This is a genomic window from Psychromonas sp. CNPT3, assembly GCF_000153405.2.
Taxonomy (GTDB): Bacteria; Pseudomonadota; Gammaproteobacteria; order Enterobacterales; family Psychromonadaceae; genus Psychromonas.
The window spans coordinates 1,620,082-1,645,981 of the sequence record NC_020802.1 but is presented as its reverse complement, the minus strand read 5'-3'; the positions used below and the strand labels follow the sequence as shown (position 1 = coordinate 1,645,981).

The following is a 25,900-nucleotide window of genomic DNA, read 5'->3' as shown; positions in this document are numbered from 1 at the left end:
ATGATAAGTCGCAGTCTTTATAAATACTGCCAAAATAATTTTAGGGGGGCCCTTAAAAATAAAATTAAAAAGAGCCCTTTATCTCAAGCGCTTTTTGATAAGTATTATTTTGGCGAGTTACAAGGCAAATTTTTTTATTTTAATGCGCATGACATTGAAAAATTAAAACAGCGACTCATTGCTGATGAGCAGTTAAATTTTTTTATTGATAAGTACCCTGAAAAAGGCAAACGAGTAAGCCAAGCTGGGGAGTTTAAAGATGAAAAATTCAATGCATTAGCTGTTAATCACGATTATATACTGCTCAACAGTTTAAATTTATTATGTTTAAACCAGCAAACATACACGCTTCCCGATATTAATGCACAAGGTATTATCGTGTGCGCATCGGACATAAAATCGGTGCAACACTCGCATATTATTATGGTTGAAAACTTAGAAGTCATGGGTAACTTGGCGCTATTAAATCTACCAGAGAGTTTAAAGAACGCCTTGTTTTTATATCGAGGTGATATCAAACCGAGCAATAACACCCATTATTCGTATCTGTTTTTCAGGCGCTTTAAGCAAACGAATCGTTTAATCTTTTTTGGCGATTTAGATCCAGCAGGATCACAAATGGCATTAAATAGTGGCGCGACACAGTGGTTAGGTATTGAGGATTTAACGGCTTTAAATTCGTCGTTACGTGGTATTGAGCAAGAATGGATCATGCAAAGGGAGAGTAAGAGGTGGCTTGATCAACAAACGTCCTTACCCTTATCGTGTCAAAATGCTTATGATGCCATGAAAAGTACGCAAAAGACGTTACAGCAAGAGCATATGTTAGCTAAAAATTTGGCGTTATCCCTCTTTTCATTATAAAAGTCTAAAAAAAACCCTCAATAAAAAATAGCTTTTCCATTATTGAGGGTCAGTAAAAACGCTTCTTTGTATATTACGTTTAAAAGAAAGCGCGCTTAAGGGCAAATTCAAGGCCTCGAAGCTCTGCAAGTCCCTTCAAACGACCGATAGCTGAATAACCTGGGTTCGTCTTTTTATTTAAGTCATCGAGCATTTGATGGCCATGATCTGGGCGCATCGGAATAGGGTTTAAATCTCCAGCATCGGTGCGGCGTTTTTCTTCTTTTAATATCTCAAGTACGATAGCGTACATATCGACATCACCTTCAAGATGATTTGCCTCATAAAAATTAAGGCTGTCTGCTTCTCGCTGCGTTGAGCGCAAATGTATAAAGTAGATGCGATCGGCAAAACTTTGGAAGATCTTAAGTAAATTATTGCCTTCGCTTACGCCAAAGGATCCGGTACACATCGTTAAACCATTTTGTTTGCTAGGTATTTGTTTAATAAGCCAAGCGAAATCATCTAGGCTCGATAAAATACGAGGTAGACCTAAAATGGAGCGTGGTGGATCATCGGGATGGATGGCGAGGCATAAACCGTATTGCTCACATGTCGGCATTAATTCTTTTAAAAAAGACACCAAATTTTGTCGTAAGACATTTTTGTCGATATCTTTATATTTATTTAATTGCGCCTGAAATTCTTCTAAGCTATAACCTTCTTCCGCACCAGGTAGGCCGGCAATGATGTTTGACGTTAGTTTTGCAATATCATCGGCATTCATTTTTTGATAATAAGCATAAGCAAGAGCTTGCGTTTCTTTGGAGTAACTCTCAATAGCGCCTTGACGTTTTAAGATATACAGCTCAAAAGCGAGAAAGGCTGTATTATCAAAGCGTAGGGCTGTTGAGCCATCTTCTATTTCAAAATCAAGATCGGTACGTGTCCAATCTAATACTGGCATAAAGTTGTAGCAGACGGTTTTAATACCGGCTTCTGCCAAGTTTTTTAAACTTTCTTTGTAGTTATTAATATACTGCTGATAATGACCACTGCGTGTTTTGATATCTTCATGCACTGGCACACTTTCAACCACAGACCAGGTCATGCCCATCTCTTCGATGATTTTTTTACGTTGTTGTATTTCTTTTGTAGACCAAACGTCACCATTTTTAATATGGTGCAATGCATTTACAATGCCCGTGGCACCTGATTGGCGTACATGTTGAAGAGAAACGGGATCATTAGGTCCATACCAGCGCCAAGTTTGTAGCATTATTATTTCCTTAAAAAGAGAGTTTATATCTATCAATAATCGTTTTTATTATTTGATGATGTCAATAGGGTTTGCTTGAAACAAATAGCCATCAAAATTAGGATCATCAACATTAGATAATGCTAAAAGAGAGTTTTTAACATTTTCAAGATGTTGATTCATGGCTTTTTTTGCTTCTTGAGGATCACGTTTTTGTAATGCCGACAGAATTCTGGCGTGATCGTTTAACCATTCTGTACGGTATTCTTGTTTTGCTATTCGAGCATGGAGTTGTTTCCACATGGGGCTTTTTTCTCTTAAAGTCCATAGGCTTTCGAGCATATCAACCAAAATACTATTTTGTGTTGCTTGCGCAATAAGTTGATGGAAGAGTTTATCGCCACTGTGTTTTACGCTGCCAGAATTTATTTCTAAACGTTCAAGTTGTAATGCTTTTTTCATTTTAGAAATATCACTTTTAGTGACTTGTGTGGCTGCAAATTCTGCAATATTACTTTCAATTAATTGACGCGCTTGGATCATTTCAAACGGGCCTATATCATCAAGCAGTTCAGGTGTCCGGGGCATTTCGGCTGATGGCAATTTAATAATATAAACCCCCGATCCTTTACGCACATCTATCAGTCCAGATAATTCAAGCATGATCAATGCTTCACGTACTACCGTACGGCTGACATTAAAGAGTTCAGAAATAACACGCTCAGGTGGTAATTTGTCGCCTATTTTATATTTACCTTGTAATAAGTCATCATGTAATTTGAATCCAATTTCTTGGTATAATCTTTTAGGTTTATATGAAAACATCTGAGTCATTGCCTTGTGCTATTTGCGTTGGGATAAAAGGGCGAAATTGGTTTACCAATTTCGCCGCTCGATCTTAACGTAATCGATTAATTTCTTCTACTATTTTTGCGAGTTTAGGGTTGTTTTCTGTTAATTTTTTGATCATTGGCTGCACTGCCTTAACAAAGGGGGCTTTATCAACAGTGATAAAAGTAACACCCATTTTTTCAGCTTTTAAGCGTTCAACTTTTTCAGTTTCTGCCCAAAGTTTTTTCATTTTCAACATAGATTCATCACACGCTTTTTTCAATGCGCTTTGATTATCAGCTGATAAACTGTTCCAAACTTTAGTAGAGATAACAAGAACATCGGGCACCATAGTATGCTCATCTAAGCTACTAAATTTAGCCACTTCACCGTGTCTATTTAAAGTAAGAGCCGTAATGTTGTTTTCTGCTGCATCAACAACGCCTTGTTGTAAGGCGGTGTATAACTCACCATATGCAAGCGGTGTTGGATTGCCACCCAGCGCTTTAACCATGGCAATTGCACTTTGACTAGGTTGTACTCTTACTTTTAAGCCCATTAAATCAGCGGGCGTACGAATTGCTTTTTTTGCATAAAAGCTACGAGCACCGGCATCATAATAAGTTAAACCAATAAAGCCTTGAGCTTCAGATGATTTTAAAATGCCTTCACCCACAGAGCCTTGCATAACACGGTAGTAATGCGCTCTATCTTTAAAGATATAAGGGAGGTTAAACACGCCATAAGCGGGAGCAAAGGCTTCTAATTCAGATGCATTAGATTTAGCCATGGCAATCGCACCATTTTGTAGTAACTCAAGAGATTCCCGTTGTGTCCCTAATTGTGCATCCGGGTAAATACGAATGACTAAATCACCATGAGAATAATTTTGAGCTGCTTGTGCCATATACATCATTGCTTTATGCACGGGATGTGTGCGTGTTTGGTTATGGCTTAATTTTAAAATGGTCGTTGCAAAAACGCTGCTCGATCCCATTGCAAATAATAAGCTCCCACCGAGTACAAGTGCTTTTTTATTTAATTTCATCACATTAATCCTTTATTGTTTTGGTAAAAAAAAATTTCAACGTCAAGTTATATAAAGTTAATGGCGCTGTCAAAAGGCAATACGCAAATTGGTCTAGTAAGTCACAAAAATATACATTAATTGGTTTACCAATTTAATTAACGTGATCTGTGTCTCGTTTATTTTTAATGGACGCGTGTATATTTTGTCGCCTTACAAATTAAATAATGTATTAAAAACAAAGGACTATTTATGCAGTTAATTGTCAAGGTGGTAGATAAGTTATTGGTTTATTTCACAGTTTCTTTATCTGTTCTTCTCGTGTTCTGTGTTATTTGGCAGGTGATTTCACGTTATGTTATTGGTATCCCAAGTACTTTCACGGATGAAATGGCGCGATTTTTATTTATGTGGGTTGGTTTAATAGGTGCTGCTTACACAACAGGGCAAAAGAAACATTTAGCCATTGATTTACTGACGTTAAAGCTTCAGGGAACAAGAAAACTTATTTCTGAAATTACCATTTTGGTTTTGATGTTGACATTTTCTACGTTGATCATGATTTATGGTGGCGGGGGTTTAATGCTAAAAACGCTCAGTACAGGGCAAGTATCTCCTGCATTGGGAATTGAAATGGGCTATGTGTATCTCGTACTGCCACTGAGTGGCGCTATCATGACTTTTTATTGTTTGATGTTTCTTATTGATCCCATAAATAAATTACTCTACAAATCTGCTAATAATTCAAACAAGGAGTGTAACTAATGGATTGGACTGTGATCGTTACTTTATTTGGCAGTTTTGCTGTGATGTTGGCATTAGGCGTTCCTGTGTCATTTGCAATAGGTTTATCGTCGCTTGCAACCATTATGCTCTCTCTGCCGTTTGATCCTGCTATCACCGTGATCGCCCAAAAGATGGCATCCGGTTTAGACAGCTTTGCGTTATTGGCTATCCCGTTTTTTATCTTAGCGGGCAATATAATGAATCAAGGTGGCATCGCGTTACGCTTGATACGATTTGCACAAGTGATAGTGGGGCGCCTACCGGGTAGCCTTGCGCATTGTAATATCCTTGCCAATATGATGTTTGGCTCTATCTCAGGCTCAGCCGTTGCATCGGCTGCCGCAGTAGGTGGCACAATGGCGCCCTTACAAAGAGAAGCCGGTTATGATGATGCCTTTTCAACGGCGGTTAATATCACTTCATGTCCGACCGGGTTATTAATTCCACCAAGTAATACCTTCATTGTGTATTCGTTAGTATCAGGTGGTACATCTATTGCCGCTTTATTTTTAGCCGGTTATATCCCAGGTATTTTAATGGGCTTAAGCCTGATGGTCGTTGCGGGGGTGATTGCGAAAAAAAGGGGCTATCCTTTATCGCCTAAAGCCAGCATGAAAGAGATCATGTTAAAAACCATTGATGCGATGCCTTCTTTAATGCTGATTGTTATTATTATGGGTGGCATTATCGGTGGCGTTTTTACGGCAACAGAAGCGTCAGCGATTGCCGTTATGTATACCTTTATCTTAGCGGTGGTTATTTATAAAGAAGTTAAAATAAGTCAATTACCTAAAATAATTTTAGAGTCCACGGTAACAACGTCTATCGTGCTGTTATTGATTGGTGCCTCTATGGGCATGTCTTGGGCGATGGCTAACGCCGATATCCCTTATATGATCAGCGACAGTTTACTTAACTTATCAGATAATCCTATTGTGATCATGCTCGCCATTAATATTATTTTATTAATTGTGGGTGTGTTTATGGATATGACGCCCGCTTTACTTATTTTCACCCCTATTTTCTTACCCATTGCGTTAGATCTCGGTATTGATCCCGTGCATTTTGGGGTAATGATGACCTTTAACCTTTGTATCGGCATATGTACACCACCGGTAGGTAGCGCCTTATTTATTGGTTGCTCGGTGGGTCAAGTCTCTATAGATCGCGTGATAAAACCCTTATTACCCTTCTACGTTGTGTTATTTATTGCCTTAATGCTGGTGACTTTTATCCCTGATATCAGCCTGTTTTTACCACGCTTAATTTTAGGTTATTAATTTTTTAACAATATAATCGATTAAACAAAGGCGGTGCACTCAACGCGTACCTCCTTTTCATCCATACCGACTTAAACTTGCTTGTCATATAAATAGGAGAGCAATATAAATGAGTAAAAATATAGCAAATACAGCGCTTAACCAAGACGTACAACAATTAGGTTATGATCGCAGCCAATTAAAAAGTAAAATTGTACATTTGGGTTTTGGCGCTTTTCATCGTGGTCATCAAGCTTTAATAACACATGAGATGTTGGCCCAAGAAAAATCAGACTGGGGTATTTTTGAAATCAATCTGTTTGGTGGCGAAGCGCTCATTACGAGCTTACGCGCGCAAGATCATCAGTACAGTGTGAGCGAAATGGGGGCGAGTAACACACAAGTAAAAGTGATCACCTCTATTGTTGGCTCATTACACCCTGAGTTAGATGGTAAAGAGGCGGTGCTCAGTAAAATGAGCGAAGCGCAAGTGGCGATTGTCTCTTTAACGATCACTGAAAAAGGCTATTGTGTTGATTTAGGCTCTTCAACATTAGATGTTGAGAATGCATTAATTAAAGCGGATCTTAAAACGCCTCATGCTCCAAGTAGTGCTATTGGCTATATTGTTGAAGCGCTCAGACGACGCAAAGAGAAAAACATCAAAGCCTTCACAGTCATGTCATGTGACAATGTCCAAGAAAATGGCGCCTTGACTAAGATTGCGGTACTTAGCTTTGCCCGTTTATTAGATAAAAATCTGGGCCAATGGATTGAAGATAACGTCAGCTTCCCATGCACTATGGTCGACAGAATTGTCCCCGCCGTCACAGAGCAAACCCTTACCCAGATAGAATCTGACTTAGGTGTATATGATCCTTGTGGTATCGCTTGTGAGCCTTTTAGACAGTGGATCATTGAAGATAACTTTGTTAACGGGCGTCCTAATTGGAACCTGGCGGGTGCAACTTTTGTTGAAAATGTGATCCCTTTTGAAGAGATGAAGTTACGCATGCTAAATGGTAGCCATTCATTTTTAGCGTATTTAGGTTATCTCGGTGGGTATAAGCATATTTGCGATGCGATGCAAAATGAAGCGTATGAGAAAGCAACGTTGGCATTGATGCTCAATGAGCAAGCGCCAACATTGAATGTACCTGATGGGGTCGATTTAGAAGCATATGCACATCTTTTGATTGCGCGCTTTAAAAATCCAAGCTTAAAACATCAAACGTGGCAAATTGCGATGGATGGCAGTCAAAAATTACCACCCAGAATGATCCACTCTTTATGCGTACATTTAAAAAACAAATCGGCACACAAAGCCTTGATCTTAGGGATTGCAGCTTGGATGCGTTATGTCTCTTGTGTAGATGAAAACAAGATAAGTATCGACGTTAAAGACCCGTTACTCGAGACCTTTGTGGGTATCTATAAAGAACGTGGCTTAGATAAAAGCGTGGTAAAAGATTTATTGGCAATCAGTAGTATTTTCCCTCGTGAATTACTTCGTGATGAGGCATTTGTGAATGATCTCACCAATGCATTTCAATTGTTATTAACAGAGGGCGCAAAGTCTGCTGTTGCGTCATTAGAAGGTTAAGGAGAAACCGATGAAAAATTTCTTAGATGATGATTTTTTATTACAAAATAAAGTTGCTATCGATTTATACCATCATTTTGCCAAAGATATGCCTATCTATGATTACCACTGTCATTTAGATGCCTCTCAAATCGCCGATGATAAAAACTTTGATAATTTAACGCAAATTTGGCTGGCAGGTGATCACTATAAATGGCGGGGTATGCGGGCAGCTGGCGTGCCAGAAGCCTTGATCACGGGAACTACAAGTAGCGATCATGAAAAATTCTTAGCATGGGCACAAACGGTGCCTAAAACAATGGGTAATCCGCTTTATCATTGGACGCATTTAGAATTAAGACGTCCTTTTGGGATAACCGATAAACAGTTAAATACACAGAGTGCAAATAGCATTTGGCATGACTGTAATGCGATGCTAGCAACCCCTGAATTTTCTACCCGCGCTATCATGAAAAAAATGAACGTGGTGATGGTAGGGACGACGGATGATCCGATAGATAGCTTAGCGGCGCACCAACAAATCGCCTCTGATAACAGCTTTGATATTGAAGTGTGCCCGACATTTAGGCCCGATAAAGCATTTAAAATCGAGTTAGATGGCTTTAGTGAGTACATGACGTTACTCGGAGCTGCAGCTCACATTGAGATTGACTCCTTTGATGCGTTATTAAGTGCGTTGAAAAATCGATTACAGTATTTTATTCAGCAGGGTTGTAAAGCTGCGGATCATGGTCTTGAGATCGTGCGTTTTGCAGTGCAACCGAGTTTAAAAGAGCTGGATATTATTTTAGATTTAGGCATAAGAAAACAGCCTTTAACGGAGCTTCAAATCGCACAATTTTCAACGGCGGTGCAAGTCTTTTTAGGCAAGCAATATGCTAAATATGCGATGGTAATGCAATTACATATTGGAGCACAGCGTAATAACAGTACTAAAATGTTTAAATTGCTCGGCGCAGATGCCGGATTTGACTCGATTAGCGATGCTAATTATTCCGCGCAATTAAGTGCTTTTTTAGATGCGATGGATGTCACTGATGAACTACCTAAAACCATTATTTATTGTTTAAACCCAAGAGATAATGCCATGATCGCAACAATGATTGGTAATTTCCAAGGGGGAGGCATCGCCGGAAAAATTCAATTTGGATCTGGCTGGTGGTTTAATGACCAAAAAGATGGCATGGAGCAACAAATGCAGCAATTATCACAGCTGGGTTTATTAAGTTGTTTTGTGGGTATGTTAACGGATTCTCGTAGCTTTTTATCTTACACCCGCCATGAATACTTCCGTCGTATATTATGTAATATGATAGGTACTTGGGTAGTTGAGGGGCTTGCGCCAAATGATCCTGCTTTATTAGGCGAAATGGTGAAAGACATTTGCTTTAATAATGCGCAAAAATTCTTCCAAATGCTTAAATAAAAGTAAAAAGGGGGGATATTCTCCCCCTTTTTTTAATCTAAAAAGCCTTGATGTACAAAAGCATATTTACATTTTTCAAACGTATCCTCGCTGCAATTTAAAAAGTCGAGGGCCGCTTGTGCGCTTTCAATTTTAAATTTGTCTACTTTAGCCAGTTCATATTCATTCATAATGATATTCATGGCTTCAATCACCGTTTCATTTTCACCTTTACCGATTTCTACATCGGGTGGATCATAATGTGTCACCATCCAATCTTGCAATTGCACGTTGGATAACTTAGCGTCTTTCCATCGCGTTATCTGCGCAATGAGTTGTTCTTTGCTTATCTGTTGTTGCATGTGTACCCCTTAATAATAGGTGTATTATCCTTATTTTTAAAAAAGATGATAGTGATGATACTTACATACCAATGGAATTAATGTATTACGCAGGAAAAATCAGCTCTAACAATGCGTGAGTTTCAGGAGATAATTGTTCTCACTTCACAACTTACAACCCAGGTAGAGATAATATTTCCAGCAAGACAGATCATATTTTTAGTTCTTTTGGTATAAAGATGTTTTATCAAATAAAACGCGTTGTAGTATAATATTTTCTATTTAACGCCTGGTGATATTATCATGAGGCGCGTACGCCCTCTAAAATGGATATCTGCTTAAGATGTACACTCTTCGACCTTACCAGCAAGATAGCGTGCAAGCCACGTTACATTATTTTCGTAAACACAATACGCCAGCAGTGCTTGCGCTATCAACTGGAGCTGGCAAAAGTTTGATCATCGCTGAGCTCGCGCGTTTAGCGAAAGGGCGCGTTTTAGTGCTGGCGCATGTGAAAGAATTAGTACAGCAGAACCATGCTAAATATGAAAGTTATGCATTAAAAGCCTCTATATTTTCAGCGGGGCTCGGGCGTAAAGAAACCGATAAAAAAGTGGTTTTTGCCTCGGTGCAATCCATTGCTAATAGTTTGGATCAGTTTACGGAGCAATTTTCCTTGCTGGTGATCGATGAATGTCACCGCGTCCCATTAGATGAAGACAGTGCTTATCAGCGCGTCATAAATCATCTTAAAACGCGCAATGCAAACTTAAAAGTATTAGGTTTGACGGCAACGCCGTATCGATTAGGACTTGGTTGGATTTATCAATACCACACGAGAGGGCAAGTGCGGAGCACAGAAAAACGTTTTTTCCGTGACTGTATTTTTGATTTGCCGATCCGATTTTTACTCGAAGAGAAATACTTAACAGAGCCTAAAGTATTAGATATGGCGATCATGGGCTATGATTTTTCGGCGCTTAAAAGCTCATCAACAGGGCATTACCAAGAGCAAGATTTGAATGCGGTGATAAACAAAGCAATAAGAGTAACCCCGCAAATTATTAAGCAGGTAATTGAGTACAGTCATGATCGTAAAGGGGTGATGATTTTTGCCTCTACGGTCGCGCATGCACAAGAGATCATGGGCTATTTAAGCATGCAAAATGCAGCCTTGATCATTGGTGATACCGAGAGTATTGAGCGGGATCGTATTATTAATGCGTTTAAAGCGCAAAAAATAAAATATTTAGTCAATGTGTCTGTCTTAACCACCGGGTTTGATGCCCCGCATGTGGACTTGATAGCGATATTACGTCCCACCGCATCACTTAGTTTATATCAGCAAATAGTGGGGCGTGGTCTGCGCTTGTTTGCGGGTAAAACTGAATGTTTAGTTTTGGAATATGCGGGCAATCATTATGACTTATACCAGCCTGAAGTCGGAGAGCCAAGACCCGATAGTGACAGTGAAATGGTCACTATCCCGTGTCCTGCTTGCTCTTTTAAAAACAATTTTTGGGCTAAAGTGGATCCGGCGGGATTTGTTATTGAGCATTATGGGCGTCAATGCCAAGGCTACTCCGAAGATGCGCTTGGGGAACGTATTATCTGTGGTTATCGATTTCGGGCGAAAATATGTGAAATGTGTGGCTGTGCTAATGATATTGCGGCGCGGCGCTGCTCGCAGTGCGAACATATTCTCGTTGATGCAGATAAAAAATTACGTGATGCTTTAAATTTAAAAGATGCAATGCTGTTAACCTGCGTGGATATGCAGTTAAAGGCGGGTAAAAACAAATTTGGGAAAGCGCAGTTACAAGTGACCTATATTGGGGACGATAACGCTAAAATCCATGAAACATGGCAACTTGGCACGGTACGTCAGAAAAAAGACTTTCTCGCGCGTTTTATCGCCTCGCATTTAATTGATAGGCACCGTGAATTTACAGAGAGTGCGCCCAGTAAAGTGATCAGATATCAGCATAGATTACGTCATCCAGAGATGATCATTGCCAAAAAAGAGGGGCGTTTTTGGAAAGTCCGAGACAAATTATTTGATCTGGATTTTTATAAATCTTAAAAACAAAAAAAGCGCATATTGCGCTTTTTTTATTTTAGGCTTGAGGGCTGATATTTATGCCGAGATCAGTTGCTTAACTTATCTAAAGCGCGTTGGATCTCTCTTAATTTATGTTTAATTTTGATGCTATTATCTGGGCCCATTCTAATGAGCAGTTTTTGCGTTGCGGGTAAGGACTCTAAATCTTCATCAGCAAAGCGATACATCACAGAGGGGGCGACCAACAGGATATTGCCTTCAAGGATAGGTGCTTGTAATACGTTTTCAATGGCGAGTGACAGCGTGGCATTAAACGCATTTTTTGGGTATCCAAGATCACTATAAGCTTCATCGAATAAAGGTTGTAATTTTTTATATTCTTTAATTACCAAAGCGGTGTTCATATTTGCAATGACATTTGCATAGATGTCATAGCGTTGGTAGCTCTTTTTATTGAGGAATAAATTATGATCTTGTTTTTCAATTAAAAAACGTTGCTGTGGTGCATTAAAATTACTAAATTGAGTGAGTAATATACCGCGAGAAAAGTTATCGATAAAGACCACAAAATTACGCACTATCCCAATGTTGATAAGTAAACGTCTTTGCTCTGAATTTCTTAAAAAAGAGCGACTTTTTTGAATGAGTAACGGATCTGAATTATCGAGTTGAGGTAAGACTTTCGATGCTCGTTTTTTGGGGGCGACAGCTACTACGGTTTTAATGATCGGCGTTATTTTTGGCGTTGCCACAATGAGGTCCGCTTTAACGCGACTCTGCTCATCAAGCACTTTATCGGAAAGTGGTTTTTCAGTGTTTAAGTTTGTCTCTAGCGTGTCGCTAATTTTTTCTTCTTGGGTTTGCTCGATAGCGAGTTGCTGTGGAACTTGACTGAAAAAATAGGAATAACTGCCTATAGCAATGCACAACAACGCTAAGATAATAATGACATTTCTTTTAATTGCGCCTGAATGTTTTTTTTGGCTATTTCGCATATTGATCCCTTTGTTCATAGTTTACTGCGTTTCCCTTCTCTATTTATAGCTTATCGCAGGCGTACTTATCAATCTCTTTTATGTTTATTTGCTGATATTTAATAAAATTAAGACTTTATCCGTGACATAACCTGTATTGGGTCTTTTTATCCGTATTAAGGCTATTTACATAACGTATTAACCGTCATGTTGTTTTTTTGTTATTTGTCTTCCATTTTTTATGTTTAGCAATATATTGTGCGCTTAAAATCAGTTAATCTCTGCCTGCAGGTAGCATTAAACGTTACAATCAACAGTTCAGGTATATACTTGTTTATGACAGTATTAATATATAAAAGTGTACATCGTATTATTTTATAAAGGTGCCATTAAGCAATGCCCGTGTCATAGCGGGGATTAAAAGGCATCTTTATTTTTGTTATTTAAGGGTTATTTATGTCTCAAAAATTTTATCAACAAATGAAAGATCAATTAGCGCAAGTGCGAGCGGAAGGTCTCTATAAATCAGAGCGTCTTATTAGCTCTGCACAAAATGCCAGTGTCACACTTGAAGGTGGCGCCAAGGTTGTTAATTTCTGTGCTAATAATTATCTGGGCTTAGCGAATCATCCAACATTGATTGAGGCCGCTAAACAAGGGTTAGATAACCAAGGTTTTGGTATGGCATCAGTACGTTTTATTTGTGGTACACAAGATAAGCATAAAGAACTCGAAGCTAAACTCGCTACTTTTTTAGGTAAAGAAGACACCATCCTTTATACCTCGTGTTTTGATGCCAATGCAGGGTTATTTGAAACCTTATTAAATGCCGAAGATGCCATTATTTCAGATGCATTAAATCATGCCTCTATTATCGATGGCGTGCGTTTATGTAAAGCGCAACGCTTTCGCTATGCCAACAATGATATGGACGCGTTAGAGGTGCAATTGAAAGCGGCGGATGCTGCGGGTGTTCGTCATAAGTTAATTGTGACGGATGGCGTTTTTTCGATGGACGGTATCGTTGCCAATCTACCTGCTATTTGTGATCTTGCGGATAAATATGATGCATTAGTAATGGTTGATGACTCACATGCCGTTGGTTTTATGGGTGAAAATGGTCGAGGTACTCATGAATTTCATAATGTGATGCAACGTGTTGATATTATTACCGGTACATTAGGCAAAGCGATGGGCGGCGCCTCGGGTGGTTATACGGTTGCCAAAAAAGAAGTGGTTGATTGGTTACGTCAACGCTCTCGTCCTTACCTTTTCTCTAATTCATTAGCGCCTTGTATTGTGAGCGCCTCTATTGCGGTGATTGATTTATTGGCACAAAGTGGCGGACTACGCGAGCAATTATGGGAAAACTCGCGTCAATTTCGTGAGCGTATGAGTGTTGCTGGATTTACGTTGGCAGGCCAAGATCATGCCATTATCCCTATCATGTTAGGTGATGCAAAAGTGGCCGCTGAATTTGCGCAACGCGCATTAGAAAAGGGTATTTTTGTGGTTGCCTTTTCGTTTCCTGTGGTGCCTAAAGGCCAAGCACGGATCCGCACCCAAATGTCAGCTGCACATACACAAGCACAATTAGATAAAGCAATTAATGTCTTTATTGAAGTGGGCAAAGAGATGAACTTAATTTAGAGGTTACTATGAAAATCAAAGCATTATCAAAGTTAAAAGCGGAAGTTGGTATCTGGATGTGTGACGTTGATAAACCACAACCAGGGCATAATGACTTACTGATCAAAATACGTAAAACGGCCATTTGTGGTACAGATATTCATATTTACAATTGGGATGAATGGTCGCAAAAAACCATCCCTGTGCCAATGGTTGTCGGCCATGAGTATGTGGGCGAAGTCGTTGCGATGGGCCAAGAAGTGCGTGGTTATGAGATAGGTGATAGGGTCTCAGGTGAAGGCCATATTACCTGTGGATTTTGCCGTAACTGCCGCGCTGGGCGTACGCATCTATGTCGTAATACTATCGGCGTTGGTGTCAATCGTACTGGCGCTTTTGCCGAGTACTTAGTGATCCCTGCTTTTAATGCGTTTAAAATCCCTGATGATATTTCAGATGATTTAGCGGCTATTTTTGACCCGTTTGGTAATGCGGTGCACAGTGCACTTTCTTTTGATTTAGTGGGTGAAGATGTATTGATCACCGGCGCTGGTCCGATTGGTATTATGGCAGCCGCCGTTGCAAAACACGTAGGTGCTCGCCATGTTGTTATTACTGATGTGAATGAATACCGCTTAGATTTAGCGCGAAAAATGGGCGTTACACGCGCTGTGAATGTGGCGAATGAAAAGCTTGAAGATGTCATGGCGGAACTGAACATGACGGAAGGTTTTGATGTGGGCCTCGAAATGTCGGGCGTGCCGATGGCTTTTAACTCTATGCTTAAAAACCTTACTCATGGAGGTAAAGTTGCGTTACTTGGGATCCCGCCATCGGATATGAGTGTCGATTGGAATATGATCATATTTAAAGGATTGCTGATCAAAGGTATTTATGGCCGAGAAATGTTCGAAACTTGGTATAAAATGGGCAGTTTATTGCAATCTGGCTTAGATATCAGTGCGTTGATCACACATGTGTACCCAATCGATGAGTTTCAAAAAGGCTTTGATACCATGCGTTCCGGTTTATCAGGGAAAGTTATTTTAGATTGGACAAAATAACGATGCGATCAAGCATGCGCTATTTTTGAAAATAAAAAAACCCGAGAAATCGGGTTTTTTTATATCTGTCGTTTGGTATTATTGCCTTTAATGAAAGGTAGGTATTAAACCACGCACACCATCAATAAACATTTGTACGGATAATATAAGTAGCAACATACCCATTAATTTTTCTAATGCTCCGAGGCCTTTCTCCCCCAAAATCTTGTATAAATTAGGTGAAAATAATAATACTAAAAAAGTAGCTCCCCATGCCATTAAAAGAGAGATAAATAAGTCCCCTACATGATCGGGGTTTGTTTTTGCTAATACTAATAATGTTGCAAGCGCAGCAGGGCCCGCTATCATCGGGATAGCAATCGGCACGATAAGCGGGTCGCTATTATCTTTTTTTGCAAACATATTTTCATTGTTCGGGTCAGGGAATATCATCTTAAAAGAAATACTGAAAAATATTATGCCACCGGCAAGGGTGATAGCTTGTGTATCTAGATGGAATACACTTAAAAACTGCTCACCAAAAAACAGAAATACCATTAAAATTGATAAACCAATTAATAGTTCTCGTATAATAATTTTAGATCGTTGTTTTTTATCTATTCTTTTTAAAATGCTTAATAGCAATGGAATATTACCAAAGGGATCTAAGATAAAAAAGATTAAAATGGCGGTTGAAATAATTGGAAATGAACTTCCCATGATCAGTGTCCTTTTACTGAGATTACCTCTGTAGAAATAATATATTAGGGTATGAAGTCGACCTTGTTGGGGACTTACTTAAGAGATGGTACAGGTGTGAGTACATCAATAAATGAACGGGGCTCACTTTGGACATCATAAATGGTTAATAATGAGATGTCTATCGTAAATGAAGGCATCTCATTATTATTTTTTAGTGTATAGAGAAAGGCGTATTGATACCTGAGTCTTTAATCATTATTCCAAATGATACCTTCCTCAAGCCACTCTATTTCGCCATTTAAAACGCGACTTGCTAGTTTGTTTTCCTTTTTATCATCATTATCAGTGAGTTCTAAAAAAAGACGTTTTATTTTGCGTTGTGAATTTAAGCAAAACACATCGGCAAGGTATTGCGGGCCTAAATCGTAACTGTTTTCTTGGAGTTTAAGATGCGCATAAGAGCAGGTGGCACTGATCGCAAACAACTCGGTTCCAATTTCCATAAGGAGCCCTAAAATATGCTGTTTTTCCTCTAAGGCTTGTTGGTAATAGCCAATATAATAAAAAATGGTACGTGCTAATTTATGGCTGGTAGATTCAACATAACTGATATGTTTTCCTAGTTTTCCGAGTTCAGGGTGTGTTGAAAAATGAGAACGGTTTAACCACTGTTTGGAATACCAGTGTGCATAAAAAGTCGCAAGTTTTAACCCTGCTTCTATTTGTTGGCCAACGGGTTGTTGTTTTTTAAGGACGTCGGCGGCACTTTTTAGGTGAGGATCCATCGCTTCCCGTGCTAAAAAGAGTTTCATAATATCGCTGGTGCCTTCGATAATGCGATTGATACGACAATCTCGCATAAGGCGCTCAATGGGATACGCTTTCTCGCCACGGGCTTTTAATGAACTGGCTTTTTCATAACCGCGTCCGCCTCGCAGTTGCATGGTTTCATCGATCACTTGCCAAGACAGCTCAGAGCAAAATAGTTTTGCCATGGCAGCTTCAATACGCAAGTCTTGCGTGTCATCATCTGCCATATGTGACGTTAATGAGGTGATAGCTTGCATGGCAAAGGTGCTGCTAGCAATAAACGCTATTTTCTTCGCGCCGGCCTCATGCTCCCCAATAGGGCGCCCCCATTGCACGCGCTCGCGTCCCCATTCACGTGCAACGCCAAGGCAGTATTTAGACATGCCAGTGGCGGCTGCAGGTAGGGTTAAACGCCCGGTATTTAACGTGGCCAATGCGAGTTTTAAGCCTTTTCCTTTGCCAAGAATAATGTTTTCAACGGGCACTTTTACATTATTAAATTTGAGCAGTCCGTTTTCAATGCCACGAATACCCATAAAATCACAGCGATGCAAGATCTCGATGCCGGGGTATTCTCTTTCGACAATAAAAGCACTTATCTGTTGTATTTTTTCACCGGAGCTGAGTATTTTATCCTCTGTTTTGGCCATGACCACCAGCACATCGGCAATTAAGCCATTCGTGCACCAGAGCTTGAGGCCATTAATATAATAATGTTTACCATCGTCACTGAGCGTTGCGGTGGTTTCCATTTTAGCGGGATCTGAGCCCACTTCTGGCTCGGTGAGAGCAAAGGCAGATATTTTACCGAGTCTAAATAAAGGTAAATATTTGTCTTTTTGGGCTTGTGTGCCAAAGAGTTTTAAAGGTTGCGGTACGCCGATGGATTGATGCGCACTAAGGAGCACCGCTGTGCTACCACAATAGGATGAGATAGCCATCATGACGCGGTTATAATTTACCTGTGTTAAACCCAGCCCATTATATTTTTTGGGGGTTTTCATCGCAAAAAGGCCTAAATCAACGAGCCCTTGTATTACTTTATCGGGAATTTTCTGAGTTGCATCTACTTGCTCTGCGTCTAAATTCTCACTTAAAAAAGTGCTGACTTCGGCAACGAGTTTGTCGCCGATGGCTTGCTCACTTTGACTTTGTGTTGGAAAAGGGAAAATAAGCTCTTTTTTGAATGAGCCCATAAACAATTGGCCCGCAAAACTATTAATGCCGGCTTTAGTATCTCGCGCCTCTTCCGTTAAGCGCATGGCGGCTGCTTGTTCTGCGTTCATTCTAGAGGTATCTAGCATCGAGATACTTTCGTCATGATCTTGTTTATTGTGCATATTATCTCCTTGTCACTTATATTCTTTTAACCAATAGACTCACAAGTGAGTCGCTATTTTATTTTCGAGGCTAACTTGGGCTATAAAACAGGCTGTTTTGTTGTGCTTTTTGCAGTAATAAAGGGGCTGGCGTAAAACGATTGCCATATTTGGTCGCAAGCTCAGTTAACGTTTCACAAATTTCTGTCAGACCTCTGTTATCCGCATACTTTAAAATTCCCCCTCTAAAGGCGGGGAAACCGGCGCCTAATATGATGCCCATATCTAAATAAGATGCATTTTTTACGACATTTTCTTCAATACATCGAGCTGCCTCGTTTACCATAATAAGCATGCATCGATCTAAAATGGTTTGCTGTGTAAACGCATGCTGAAATTGATGATGTTGAGCGCGGTAGTAAGTTAAGATAATATCTAAGTTACTATTGTAACGGGGTTTATGCGCTTTTTTAGGGCTGTGTAAATAAAATCCTAGGCCGGATTTTTTCCCTAAAAAATGGTGCTCTTTATAGACATGCTCTAAAATATCAGCGACTTTCATGCGCTCTCCATAGCTGCCTTGCAGCATACTAGCGACATGGAATGCAATATCGATCCCGACTTCATCGGCTAAGGTAAAAGGGCCCATCGGTAAACCAAACTCGGTAATGATGCTATCAATCTCTGTGACACTTGCCCCTTCTTGTAAAAGGAGAGCCGCCTCATTAAGCATCGGGATCAATATTCGATTAATAAGAAATCCACTGCAATCGGCCACCACAATGGGCGTCTTATGCATGGCTTTAGCCAGCTTTACCGCACAAGCAATCGTTTCTGGACTGCTTTTTTCGCCACTGATGATCTCAACTAAAGGCATGCGATTAACGGGGTTAAAAAAATGCATACCAATAAAATTTTCAGGTCGATCAAGCGCCGTCGCCATCTCTGTAATACTTAAACTAGAGGTATTAGAGGCAATGATGGCATGTTCAGGTAGCTCTTTTTCAACCTCTCTTAAGACTGTTTTTTTGATTTCTATTTTTTCGACCACCGCCTCGATCACAAAATCAATTTGTTTAAAACCGTGGTATTTTACCGCCCCCGATATTTTATTCATTTTAAAACGTATCTGCGCGGGGGTGATTTTACGATGCTTTTGCATTTGTGCGTAATAGCCAGAGGCGGTTTGATAGCCTTTATTTAACGCGTTCCAGTCAATGTCTTTTAAGCGCACATCAATCCCATTTTGGCTACACAGCCATGCAATACCGCCTCCCATGACGCCCGCACCTAAAACGCCAAGTTGGGCAACATCTTTAGGGCTGATATCATCTGCATTGACACCGCTTTCTTTTTTAAGTGCATCTTGCGTAAAATACAGCTGTATTAAGTTCTTAGATATTTCACTACTGGCAATACTTGCAAAGGCGTTCACTTCCTCTAATAGCGCCTCATCAATGGACAAATGCAGGGTTTTTTCGATGGTTTTAAGCGCCAAAAGGGGGGCTGGATAATGGCCTTTGGTTTTTTGTAGTAATTTTTGTTGGGCTTTTTTAAAAATAAGGCGCTGACCGATACGATTGTTATCTAATAGGCCTTGTACATTTTTTTTCTGTATGCGTTTTTTTAAAATGTTTTTCTTAAAAGCATGCCCGCAGATTATGTTATCAATAAAGTCATCGACTTGATTTTTTTGTTGCGCATCATACACGGCATCAATTAAATGTAGACGATAGGCTTTTTTGGCGTTAATGAGTTTGGCGCTTAAAATCAAGGTCAAAGCATTACTCAAACCAATTAATTTAGGCAAACGCACACAGCCGCCAAAACCAGGGATAATACCTAAGCTGACTTCGGGTAAACCAATTTTTGCTTGTTTGGCACCACTCATTAATCGGTATGTACAAGCCAAAGCCAGTTCACAGCCTCCGCCTACACAGGCGCCATTAATAACGGCAAGTGAAGGAAAGGGAAGTAGGCTAATTTGATGTAATATTAATTGCCCCATTTGCGCTTTTTTAAAGGCTTCTTCGCAGCTTGAGATAGACTTTATTTCGTTAATATCTGCGCCCGCAATAAAAATGCCGGGTTTAAGGCTGGTAAACACTAAAAGTTTAATATTGTTATCGTCTTTGATATTTTTCAAATGCGTTTGCAACTCGACTAAGCTTGCGCTATCGAGCTTATTAATACTGGCATCTGGCATATCAAAGCATAGGGTAGCAACCCCATTATCCGTGAGAGTAAGAGTAAAATTCATTATTGTACCTCCAATACGAATGCAGCACCTTGTCCGCCCCCAATACACAGTGTGGCGAGACCTCTATTTTTATTACGACGACGTAATTCTTTAAGTAGGGTTAGTACGAGTCTTGTGCCGGTTGCGCCAACAGGGTGGCCTAATGCAATCGCGCCCCCATTCACATTTAAAAGTGTTTTATCAATGCTCCCTAATGCCTTATCTTGACCTAAGAACTTTTGAGCAAAAAGAGTCGATGAAAAGGCACTCTCATTGGCTAAAACTTGGGCTGCAAAGGCTTCGTTTAATTCGATCAAATCAAAGTCTTGCATTTTAAGACCACTTTTTTTGAGTAGTTTTGCTGTGGCATAAACGGGGCCAAGTCCCATATGATCAGGTGCTAACCCTGCATAGCTATAGTCGCTTAAATAACCGAGTGGCTGATAGCCCAATTCGCGCGCTTTGTCTTCGAGCATGATAAGTAAAGCGCCGGCACCATCACTGATGGGACATGCATTGGCGACGGTGATCGTGCCATTTAACTTATTAAAGAAGGGTTTTAACTTTGCGAGCTTCTCTAAACTTTGATCTTCGCGGATCGAGTTATCATGGTGTTGCACTTTAGGGTAATGAGGCGCTAAAAATATCGAGAGGATCTCTTCGCTTAAGATCCCTTTTTGTTGCGCGCGATCAGCGTTTAAGTGTGATTGTAAGGCAAAGGCATCTTGTTGCTCTCGGCTGATAGAAAATTCACTGGCTAATATCTCGGCAGTTTGTCCCATGTTTAAGCCACAAGTAGGATCTGTTAAGCCTTCAACAATTGCAATAACAGGTTTTAAGTCCTGAGGGCGAAAAGAGCACAGTAAGCGTAATTTATCTGTGACAGTGCGCGCTTTGATTAACTCACTTAATAAATAGGTCATTTTTTTACTAAATTTAAACGGGTAATTACTCATGCTTTCGGTGCCACCCACAATGAGAACCTCACCTTGACCTGCCAATAACTTTTCATAGCCACTGCTGATGCTTTGTAGGCCTGATGCACAGTTGCGATGTACGGTATAAGCACTTAAATCCTCAGGTAGGCCCGCTTTTAAAGCAATCACCCGTGCAATATTGCATGCATTAGACGGCTGACCCACATTACCCATAATCAGTTCATCGATTAAGTGCGGCGGTATCTCGGTTTTAGCTATTAATTCTTTAACGACCATCGCGCCTAAGTCATCAGCCTGAAGTCCTGACATGACGCTTCCAGCTTTACAAAAAGGGGTTCTTATCCCCTCTACGATCGCGAGTCTTTGTTTCATACATATCTCCAAATAAGGGCGAGCACATTATGTCTGGCATAAAAATCTGTTTATGAATAAAAGGTGTCAATAACGGTCGAAAATTTCGTTTCGATAATATGGCGTCTTAATTTCATGGTTGGCGTAAGCTCTCCACTTTCAATGGTGATAGGCTGCTTTATAAATTCAAATTTGTGTATTTGCTCCCATGTACTTAACTGTGCATTAATGGCATCTACCTGTGCCAATATCTCTTTTTTGACGCCATCGGAGTTTAGAAATTCATCATCGCTCATCTTGCTGCAACCTCGTAGCTCACGTAGCGCGTCTAAATTCTCATAATCGGGAAAAAGTAAACAACTGACAAAAGGTTTGTTTTCACCGATGATCGCTGCCATATCAATGAGTGGCGATTTACATAAGGATTGCTCTATGGGAACAGGGCTGACATATTTGCCATTAGATGTTTTAAAAATTTCTTTTTTGCGCCCAGTAATTGTTAAGTATCCATCACTGTCGACAGAGCCAAGATCTCCCGTATGTAAGTAACCCTCACTATCAATCGCTTCTTTGGTGGCTTTTTCATTATTATGGTAACCGATCATAATATTAGGGCCTTTCGCTAATATTTCATGATCGTCTGCGATTTTAATGTCTACATCTGGCCATATTTTACCGACACTGCGATAACGAACGTGCCCAGGGTAGTTAACGGCGAGTACCGGGCTACTTTCTGTTAAGCCATAGCCTTGATAAATATTAAAACCGATGTTCCTATAGAAGTTCTCCATGCTCGTACTCAGTGCAGAGCCTCCTACAATCAACACTCGTAAATTACCCCCTAGGGCGTCGCGTAACTTACTGTAAACTAATTTGTCATAAACCCATTCTTGCGCAGTATTAGGGGCGGGGACTTTAGATATTGCACGCGTGAAGGCAAGCTTAACCAGTTTTTTCTTTAGGCCAGTTTGCTCATTAATGCGCGCATGCATCTTGGCGTATACTTTTTCTAACAGGCGCGGCACCATCGTTATCACGGTTGGTTTGATTTCACGTAATATATCGCCCACTTTTTTAATGTCGTCTGCAAAGTAAATCGGGCTACCCGTTGAAAAGTAATAGTAGATCACCATGCGCTCAAAAACATGTGCTAAGGGTAAGCAACTTAATATTTTATCTTTTTGTGGATCGAGCGGAAAACGTAAACCGGTACTGTTAATTTGTGAAATTAAATTTTTATGGCTGATCTCAACCCCTTTTGGAACACCCGTTGAGCCACTTGTGTAAATAATGGTGGCAATATCCTCTTCTTTAACTGCATCACGCATTTGCGCAAAAAGTTGTGGCTGCTCGTTGGAGAGCTTATCACCAAGAGCGAGTAAGTCGGGATAGGAAATACTGTTCTTATTGGGCTCTGCATCATCAAAACAGATCACTTTTTTAAGTGACTCTAAATTACTTAGTATGCATGGATTTAAGCTTTGACGGGTATTGAGGAACAGGTAGTTAATATCACTGTTGTTTTTTTGGTATTCAAAGTTTTTCGAGGATACATTGGCAAAAATAGGCACTGAATAGGCTTTATTGATCATAATGGCTAAATCAAACATTAACCAATGTGGAGAGGGATCCGCAATAATGGCAACGCCATCATGGGCTTTAACGCCGATACTACGTAAACCTAAAGCAATACGGCGCACCGTTTCGACAAAATTTTCTGTCGAAATATGTTGCCATTTGTCATGGTGCTTAAAATTCAGTGCAGATGCACTCTGATAAGAATGACTAACGTGTTGCAACATGTGTACAAGGGTTTTGTAATTTTGCATATAAGCTCCTTATTTGTCACCTAATGAAGCCGTTAGGTAGGGAGATATCATGTTGAAAGTAAAAGTATGTTTATGAATATAGTTCAGTTATGATATTTAACCTTAATTTGATCCTGTTTTTATCTTTATGAGCGCACCTGCGGATCCCCCTTATATGAGTCTTTCTTTACCATCATCCAAGCAACTTTCCGGTTTGCTTCTTTCTCGTCAACAATTAGAGACAGGCTTTGGCGTTGATCTCGTTTTTTGGTTTTCAACAACACAAGGCCCTTGTCGTGCGGTGATCAAAGGACAGCGTTATGTTTTTTTAGTGTTACAAAGTGACTGGCCTAAAATAGAGGCCGCTTGTGATGAGAGTGAGCTAAATATTGATGAAGTGCGCCCCTTGGCTTTACAATCTTTTAGTGGTGAAAAGGTAACTGCGCTATATAGTTTAACGGGGCGTCAATCACGCGTCTTACAAAAGCATATTAGGCAATTAGGTTGTCGTATTTTTGAAGCGGATATTTCTATCAGTGATCGCTATCTGATGGAACGCTTTATTTATGGAAGCGCTCAAATTAGCGGTGAGTTTACTTGGATGGGGCGCTATTGGTCTTGTCAACATGCGACGCTATCTCCCTCGAAGGTTGTACCCTCCCTTAAAGTCGTTTCTTTAGACATAGAATGTAGTCCCTCTCAAGAACTGTACAGTGTGGGCTTAACCTTAAATAATAGTGATGCGCAGGGCATTTTTACATCAACACCAACAAGCCAATCATTACTCTTTATGGTAGGGGATGGATCGCTTAAAAGTGAGATGAACATTCATTGGTGTGAAAATGAATGGGTTTTATTAAATGCCTTACAAACTTGGTTCGTTGATTTTGATCCCGATATTATTATTGGCTGGTCAGTCGTACAGTTTGATATGCGCCTTTTACTGAGCCGCGCTAAATTATACAACCTGTCGTTAAATATTGGCCGTGATGGATCAATGATGCGTTGGCGGGCACATTCGAATACAAATAGCCAAGGGACATTAACGCTTAACGGCCGCGTTGTATTAGATGGGATTGAACTCTTAAAAAATGCATCACTGCATTTTGACAGTTTTAGCTTACAGTTTGTGAGTGAAAAATTGCTAGGTGAGGGTAAGTTAGATGCGGAGGCGATGGAGTGGGACAAAGGTTTGGTCATACAGCGTCAATTTGAGCAAGATAGATTAGCATTGGCCCGTTATAATTTACAAGATTGCTGGCTGGTGGAGCGTATATTTAGAAAACTGAAATTATTAGAATATAGCATTGAGCGTGCTCAGTTAACGGGCCTTGCTCTCGATAGGCGGGGCGCATCGGTGGCAGCCTTTAGTAATTTGTATTTACCTTTATTACATCGCAGTGGCTATATTGCACCGAACATAGGTGATATCCAAGCACAACACTCCCCAGGAGGCTTTGTGATGGACTCCAAGCCTGGTTTATATGGCTGGGTCCTGTTGCTCGATTTTAAGTCCTTGTATCCTTCTATCATCCGCACCTTTAAAATTGATCCTATGGGCATGATCTGTGGTTTATTAGAAAAACCATCGTTAAGCATAGAAGGCTTTAAAGGCGCGCGCTTTAGTCGCGAGAAACATCATCTCCCTGCCATTTTAGATAAATTAACGCGCGCCCGAGAAGAAGCAAAGAAAGAGGGTAATCAACCTTTTCAACATGCCATTAAAATTATTATGAACAGTATGTATGGGGTGCTTGGATCGGCAGGTTGCCGTTTTCATGATACGCGCTTAGCAAGCTCTATCACCTTACGTGGGCATCAAATAATGAAAGATACTCGTCACTTTATAGAGCAATTAGAAAGTGAGCATTCATTAGAGGTTATCTATGGGGATACAGACTCTACTTTTATTAGTTTAGCGTCTTGTGAAAACTTATTGCAGGCACAGGCGCAGGGTAAAGTATTAGCAAAGAAGATAAATAACTACTGGACCGCGCGTATTGCAGATGAATTTTCGTTGCCAAGTTATTTGGAAATTGAATTTGAAAGTTGTTTTAGTCAGTTTTTTATGCCGACATTACGCGGATCTGATGTGGGATCTAAAAAACGTTATGTGGGTTTAAAGACAGATGAAAGTGGCGAACACCTTTTGTTTAAAGGCCTTGAGAGCGTGCGCTCCGATTGGACGCAAATGGCACAAATTTTCCAAAAACAAATCTATAAACAGTTATTTGCCAAGCAATCGATTGACGCGTTGATCATTAACACCGTATTGCGTTTAAAAAAGGGAGAGTTAGATGCGCAGCTGATTTATCACAAACGCCTGCGCAGGCCTTTGCAAGATTATGTAAAAAATATCCCGCCGCAAGTGAAAGCTGCCTTATTTGCTGATCAAAAAAATGCAGAAAAGGGTCGACCTTTACGTTATCAAAATACCGGCCGTATTGCTTACCTTATCACGGTCAATGGCGCGCAAGCCAAAGAGTATCAATGTGCAGACATTGACTATCAACATTATATTGATAAACAGTTAAAACCCATTGTGGATGCGTTAGCTCCCGTTTTAAATGTTAATTTTGAGCAACTTATCTCCGCACAGGGAACGCTATTTTAGCAATGACAGTACGTTAATTATTGCGCATGACTTATCTTATTATGTTTAACGTCACAGC

General features: G+C 40.1%; 19 protein-coding genes. 9 read left to right on the top strand and 10 right to left on the bottom strand.

The window, feature by feature from the left end; translation table 11 throughout:
* On the top strand, positions 1-864 hold the full coding sequence (locus PCNPT3_RS07155) for a DUF7281 domain-containing protein (RefSeq protein ID WP_015465206.1): 864 nt from the start codon (positions 1-3) through the stop codon (positions 862-864).
* A 79-nt stretch (positions 865-943) separates the two neighbouring features.
* On the opposite strand, the gene uxuA is transcribed toward PCNPT3_RS07155, so the two are convergent.
* From uxuA to PCNPT3_RS07140, 3 genes are all read right to left on the bottom strand, one after another.
* The gene (gene uxuA, locus PCNPT3_RS07150) at positions 944-2,122 is read right to left on the bottom strand and encodes a mannonate dehydratase (RefSeq protein WP_015465205.1); all 1,179 of its coding nucleotides are present in this window, start codon (positions 2,120-2,122) and stop codon (positions 944-946) included.
* A 48-nt stretch (positions 2,123-2,170) separates the two neighbouring features.
* A complete protein-coding gene (locus PCNPT3_RS07145) occupies positions 2,171-2,926 on the bottom strand; it encodes an FCD domain-containing protein (RefSeq protein ID WP_015465204.1) in 756 nt (251 codons plus the stop codon).
* Between the two features lie 73 nt (positions 2,927-2,999).
* On the bottom strand, positions 3,000-3,980 hold the full coding sequence (locus PCNPT3_RS07140) for a TRAP transporter substrate-binding protein (protein WP_015465203.1): 981 nt from the start codon (positions 3,978-3,980) through the stop codon (positions 3,000-3,002).
* Between the two features lie 231 nt (positions 3,981-4,211).
* Between PCNPT3_RS07140 and PCNPT3_RS07135 the strand changes: the two genes are divergently transcribed.
* From PCNPT3_RS07135 to uxaC, 4 genes are all read left to right on the top strand, one after another.
* Positions 4,212-4,724 (top strand): TRAP transporter small permease, encoded by a 513-nt coding sequence (locus tag PCNPT3_RS07135; RefSeq protein ID WP_015465202.1) that lies wholly within the window; start codon positions 4,212-4,214, stop codon positions 4,722-4,724.
* Positions 4,724-6,025, top strand: coding sequence for a TRAP transporter large permease (locus tag PCNPT3_RS07130; protein WP_015465201.1), 1,302 nt, complete (start codon positions 4,724-4,726; stop codon positions 6,023-6,025). Before PCNPT3_RS07135 ends, PCNPT3_RS07130 begins: the two co-directional genes overlap by 1 nt.
* A 109-nt stretch (positions 6,026-6,134) precedes the next feature.
* Positions 6,135-7,607 (top strand): mannitol dehydrogenase family protein, encoded by a 1,473-nt coding sequence (locus tag PCNPT3_RS07125; protein ID WP_015465200.1) that lies wholly within the window; start codon positions 6,135-6,137, stop codon positions 7,605-7,607.
* A gap of 10 nt (positions 7,608-7,617) precedes the next feature.
* Positions 7,618-9,033, top strand: coding sequence for a glucuronate isomerase (uxaC, locus tag PCNPT3_RS07120; RefSeq protein ID WP_015465199.1), 1,416 nt, complete (start codon positions 7,618-7,620; stop codon positions 9,031-9,033).
* 32 nt (positions 9,034-9,065) lie between these two features.
* On the opposite strand, the gene PCNPT3_RS07115 is transcribed toward uxaC, so the two are convergent.
* On the bottom strand, positions 9,066-9,374 hold the full coding sequence (locus PCNPT3_RS07115) for a hypothetical protein (protein ID WP_015465198.1): 309 nt from the start codon (positions 9,372-9,374) through the stop codon (positions 9,066-9,068).
* Between the two features lie 322 nt (positions 9,375-9,696).
* Between PCNPT3_RS07115 and PCNPT3_RS07110 the strand changes: the two genes are divergently transcribed.
* Positions 9,697-11,436, top strand: a complete 1,740-nt coding sequence (locus tag PCNPT3_RS07110; protein ID WP_015465197.1) for a DEAD/DEAH box helicase — start codon at positions 9,697-9,699, stop codon at positions 11,434-11,436.
* Between the two features lie 65 nt (positions 11,437-11,501).
* On the opposite strand, the gene PCNPT3_RS07105 is transcribed toward PCNPT3_RS07110, so the two are convergent.
* Positions 11,502-12,410, bottom strand: coding sequence for a DUF3014 domain-containing protein (locus tag PCNPT3_RS07105; protein ID WP_051043790.1), 909 nt, complete (start codon positions 12,408-12,410; stop codon positions 11,502-11,504).
* A 435-nt stretch (positions 12,411-12,845) separates the two neighbouring features.
* Here PCNPT3_RS07105 and PCNPT3_RS07100 point away from each other — a divergent pair, with 435 nt between their 5' ends.
* Entirely contained in the window at positions 12,846-14,039 is a 1,194-nt protein-coding gene (locus PCNPT3_RS07100; RefSeq protein WP_015465195.1) for a glycine C-acetyltransferase, read from the top strand.
* 8 nt (positions 14,040-14,047) lie between these two features.
* Positions 14,048-15,082, top strand: coding sequence for an L-threonine 3-dehydrogenase (gene tdh / locus PCNPT3_RS07095; protein ID WP_015465194.1), 1,035 nt, complete (start codon positions 14,048-14,050; stop codon positions 15,080-15,082).
* 87 nt (positions 15,083-15,169) lie between these two features.
* On the opposite strand, the gene PCNPT3_RS07090 is transcribed toward tdh, so the two are convergent.
* The 5 genes from PCNPT3_RS07090 to PCNPT3_RS07070 all read right to left on the bottom strand — a co-directional run bounded on the left by PCNPT3_RS07090 (position 15,170) and on the right by PCNPT3_RS07070 (position 23,249).
* Positions 15,170-15,781, bottom strand: coding sequence for a MarC family protein (locus PCNPT3_RS07090; protein WP_015465193.1), 612 nt, complete (start codon positions 15,779-15,781; stop codon positions 15,170-15,172).
* A gap of 230 nt (positions 15,782-16,011) precedes the next feature.
* Positions 16,012-17,913, bottom strand: coding sequence for an acyl-CoA dehydrogenase family protein (locus PCNPT3_RS07085; RefSeq protein WP_015465192.1), 1,902 nt, complete (start codon positions 17,911-17,913; stop codon positions 16,012-16,014).
* 70 nt (positions 17,914-17,983) lie between these two features.
* A complete protein-coding gene (locus PCNPT3_RS07080) occupies positions 17,984-20,152 on the bottom strand; it encodes a 3-hydroxyacyl-CoA dehydrogenase NAD-binding domain-containing protein (protein WP_015465191.1) in 2,169 nt (722 codons plus the stop codon).
* On the bottom strand, positions 20,152-21,441 hold the full coding sequence (locus PCNPT3_RS07075) for a thiolase family protein (protein ID WP_015465190.1): 1,290 nt from the start codon (positions 21,439-21,441) through the stop codon (positions 20,152-20,154). Before PCNPT3_RS07075 ends, PCNPT3_RS07080 begins: the two co-directional genes overlap by 1 nt.
* A 50-nt stretch (positions 21,442-21,491) precedes the next feature.
* Positions 21,492-23,249 (bottom strand): AMP-dependent synthetase/ligase, encoded by a 1,758-nt coding sequence (locus tag PCNPT3_RS07070; protein WP_015465189.1) that lies wholly within the window; start codon positions 23,247-23,249, stop codon positions 21,492-21,494.
* Between the two features lie 154 nt (positions 23,250-23,403).
* Between PCNPT3_RS07070 and PCNPT3_RS07065 the strand changes: the two genes are divergently transcribed.
* Complete coding sequence (locus tag PCNPT3_RS07065; RefSeq protein ID WP_015465188.1) at positions 23,404-25,842, top strand: DNA polymerase II; 2,439 nt, start codon at positions 23,404-23,406, stop codon at positions 25,840-25,842.
* Positions 25,843-25,900: the final 58 nt, after the last annotated feature.

Excerpts from the sequence above, each read along its gene's own strand:
- PCNPT3_RS07155 (WP_015465206.1), top strand. The coding sequence starts at position 1 with ATGATAAGTCGCAGTCTTTATAAATACTGCCAAAATAATTTTAGGGGG.
- uxuA (WP_015465205.1), bottom strand. The coding sequence starts at position 2,122 with ATGCTACAAACTTGGCGCTGGTATGGACCTAATGATCCCGTTTCTCTT.
- PCNPT3_RS07145 (WP_015465204.1), bottom strand. The coding sequence starts at position 2,926 with ATGTTTTCATATAAACCTAAAAGATTATACCAAGAAATTGGATTCAAA.
- PCNPT3_RS07140 (WP_015465203.1), bottom strand. The coding sequence starts at position 3,980 with ATGAAATTAAATAAAAAAGCACTTGTACTCGGTGGGAGCTTATTATTT.
- PCNPT3_RS07135 (WP_015465202.1), top strand. The coding sequence starts at position 4,212 with ATGCAGTTAATTGTCAAGGTGGTAGATAAGTTATTGGTTTATTTCACA.
- PCNPT3_RS07130 (WP_015465201.1), top strand. The coding sequence starts at position 4,724 with ATGGATTGGACTGTGATCGTTACTTTATTTGGCAGTTTTGCTGTGATG.
- PCNPT3_RS07125 (WP_015465200.1), top strand. The coding sequence starts at position 6,135 with ATGAGTAAAAATATAGCAAATACAGCGCTTAACCAAGACGTACAACAA.
- uxaC (WP_015465199.1), top strand. The coding sequence starts at position 7,618 with ATGAAAAATTTCTTAGATGATGATTTTTTATTACAAAATAAAGTTGCT.
- PCNPT3_RS07115 (WP_015465198.1), bottom strand. The coding sequence starts at position 9,374 with ATGCAACAACAGATAAGCAAAGAACAACTCATTGCGCAGATAACGCGA.
- PCNPT3_RS07110 (WP_015465197.1), top strand. The coding sequence starts at position 9,697 with ATGTACACTCTTCGACCTTACCAGCAAGATAGCGTGCAAGCCACGTTA.
- PCNPT3_RS07105 (WP_051043790.1), bottom strand. The coding sequence starts at position 12,410 with ATGCGAAATAGCCAAAAAAAACATTCAGGCGCAATTAAAAGAAATGTC.
- PCNPT3_RS07100 (WP_015465195.1), top strand. The coding sequence starts at position 12,846 with ATGTCTCAAAAATTTTATCAACAAATGAAAGATCAATTAGCGCAAGTG.
- tdh (WP_015465194.1), top strand. The coding sequence starts at position 14,048 with ATGAAAATCAAAGCATTATCAAAGTTAAAAGCGGAAGTTGGTATCTGG.
- PCNPT3_RS07090 (WP_015465193.1), bottom strand. The coding sequence starts at position 15,781 with ATGGGAAGTTCATTTCCAATTATTTCAACCGCCATTTTAATCTTTTTT.
- PCNPT3_RS07085 (WP_015465192.1), bottom strand. The coding sequence starts at position 17,913 with ATGCACAATAAACAAGATCATGACGAAAGTATCTCGATGCTAGATACC.
- PCNPT3_RS07080 (WP_015465191.1), bottom strand. The coding sequence starts at position 20,152 with ATGAATTTTACTCTTACTCTCACGGATAATGGGGTTGCTACCCTATGC.
- PCNPT3_RS07075 (WP_015465190.1), bottom strand. The coding sequence starts at position 21,441 with ATGAAACAAAGACTCGCGATCGTAGAGGGGATAAGAACCCCTTTTTGT.
- PCNPT3_RS07070 (WP_015465189.1), bottom strand. The coding sequence starts at position 23,249 with ATGCAAAATTACAAAACCCTTGTACACATGTTGCAACACGTTAGTCAT.
- PCNPT3_RS07065 (WP_015465188.1), top strand. The coding sequence starts at position 23,404 with ATGAGTCTTTCTTTACCATCATCCAAGCAACTTTCCGGTTTGCTTCTT.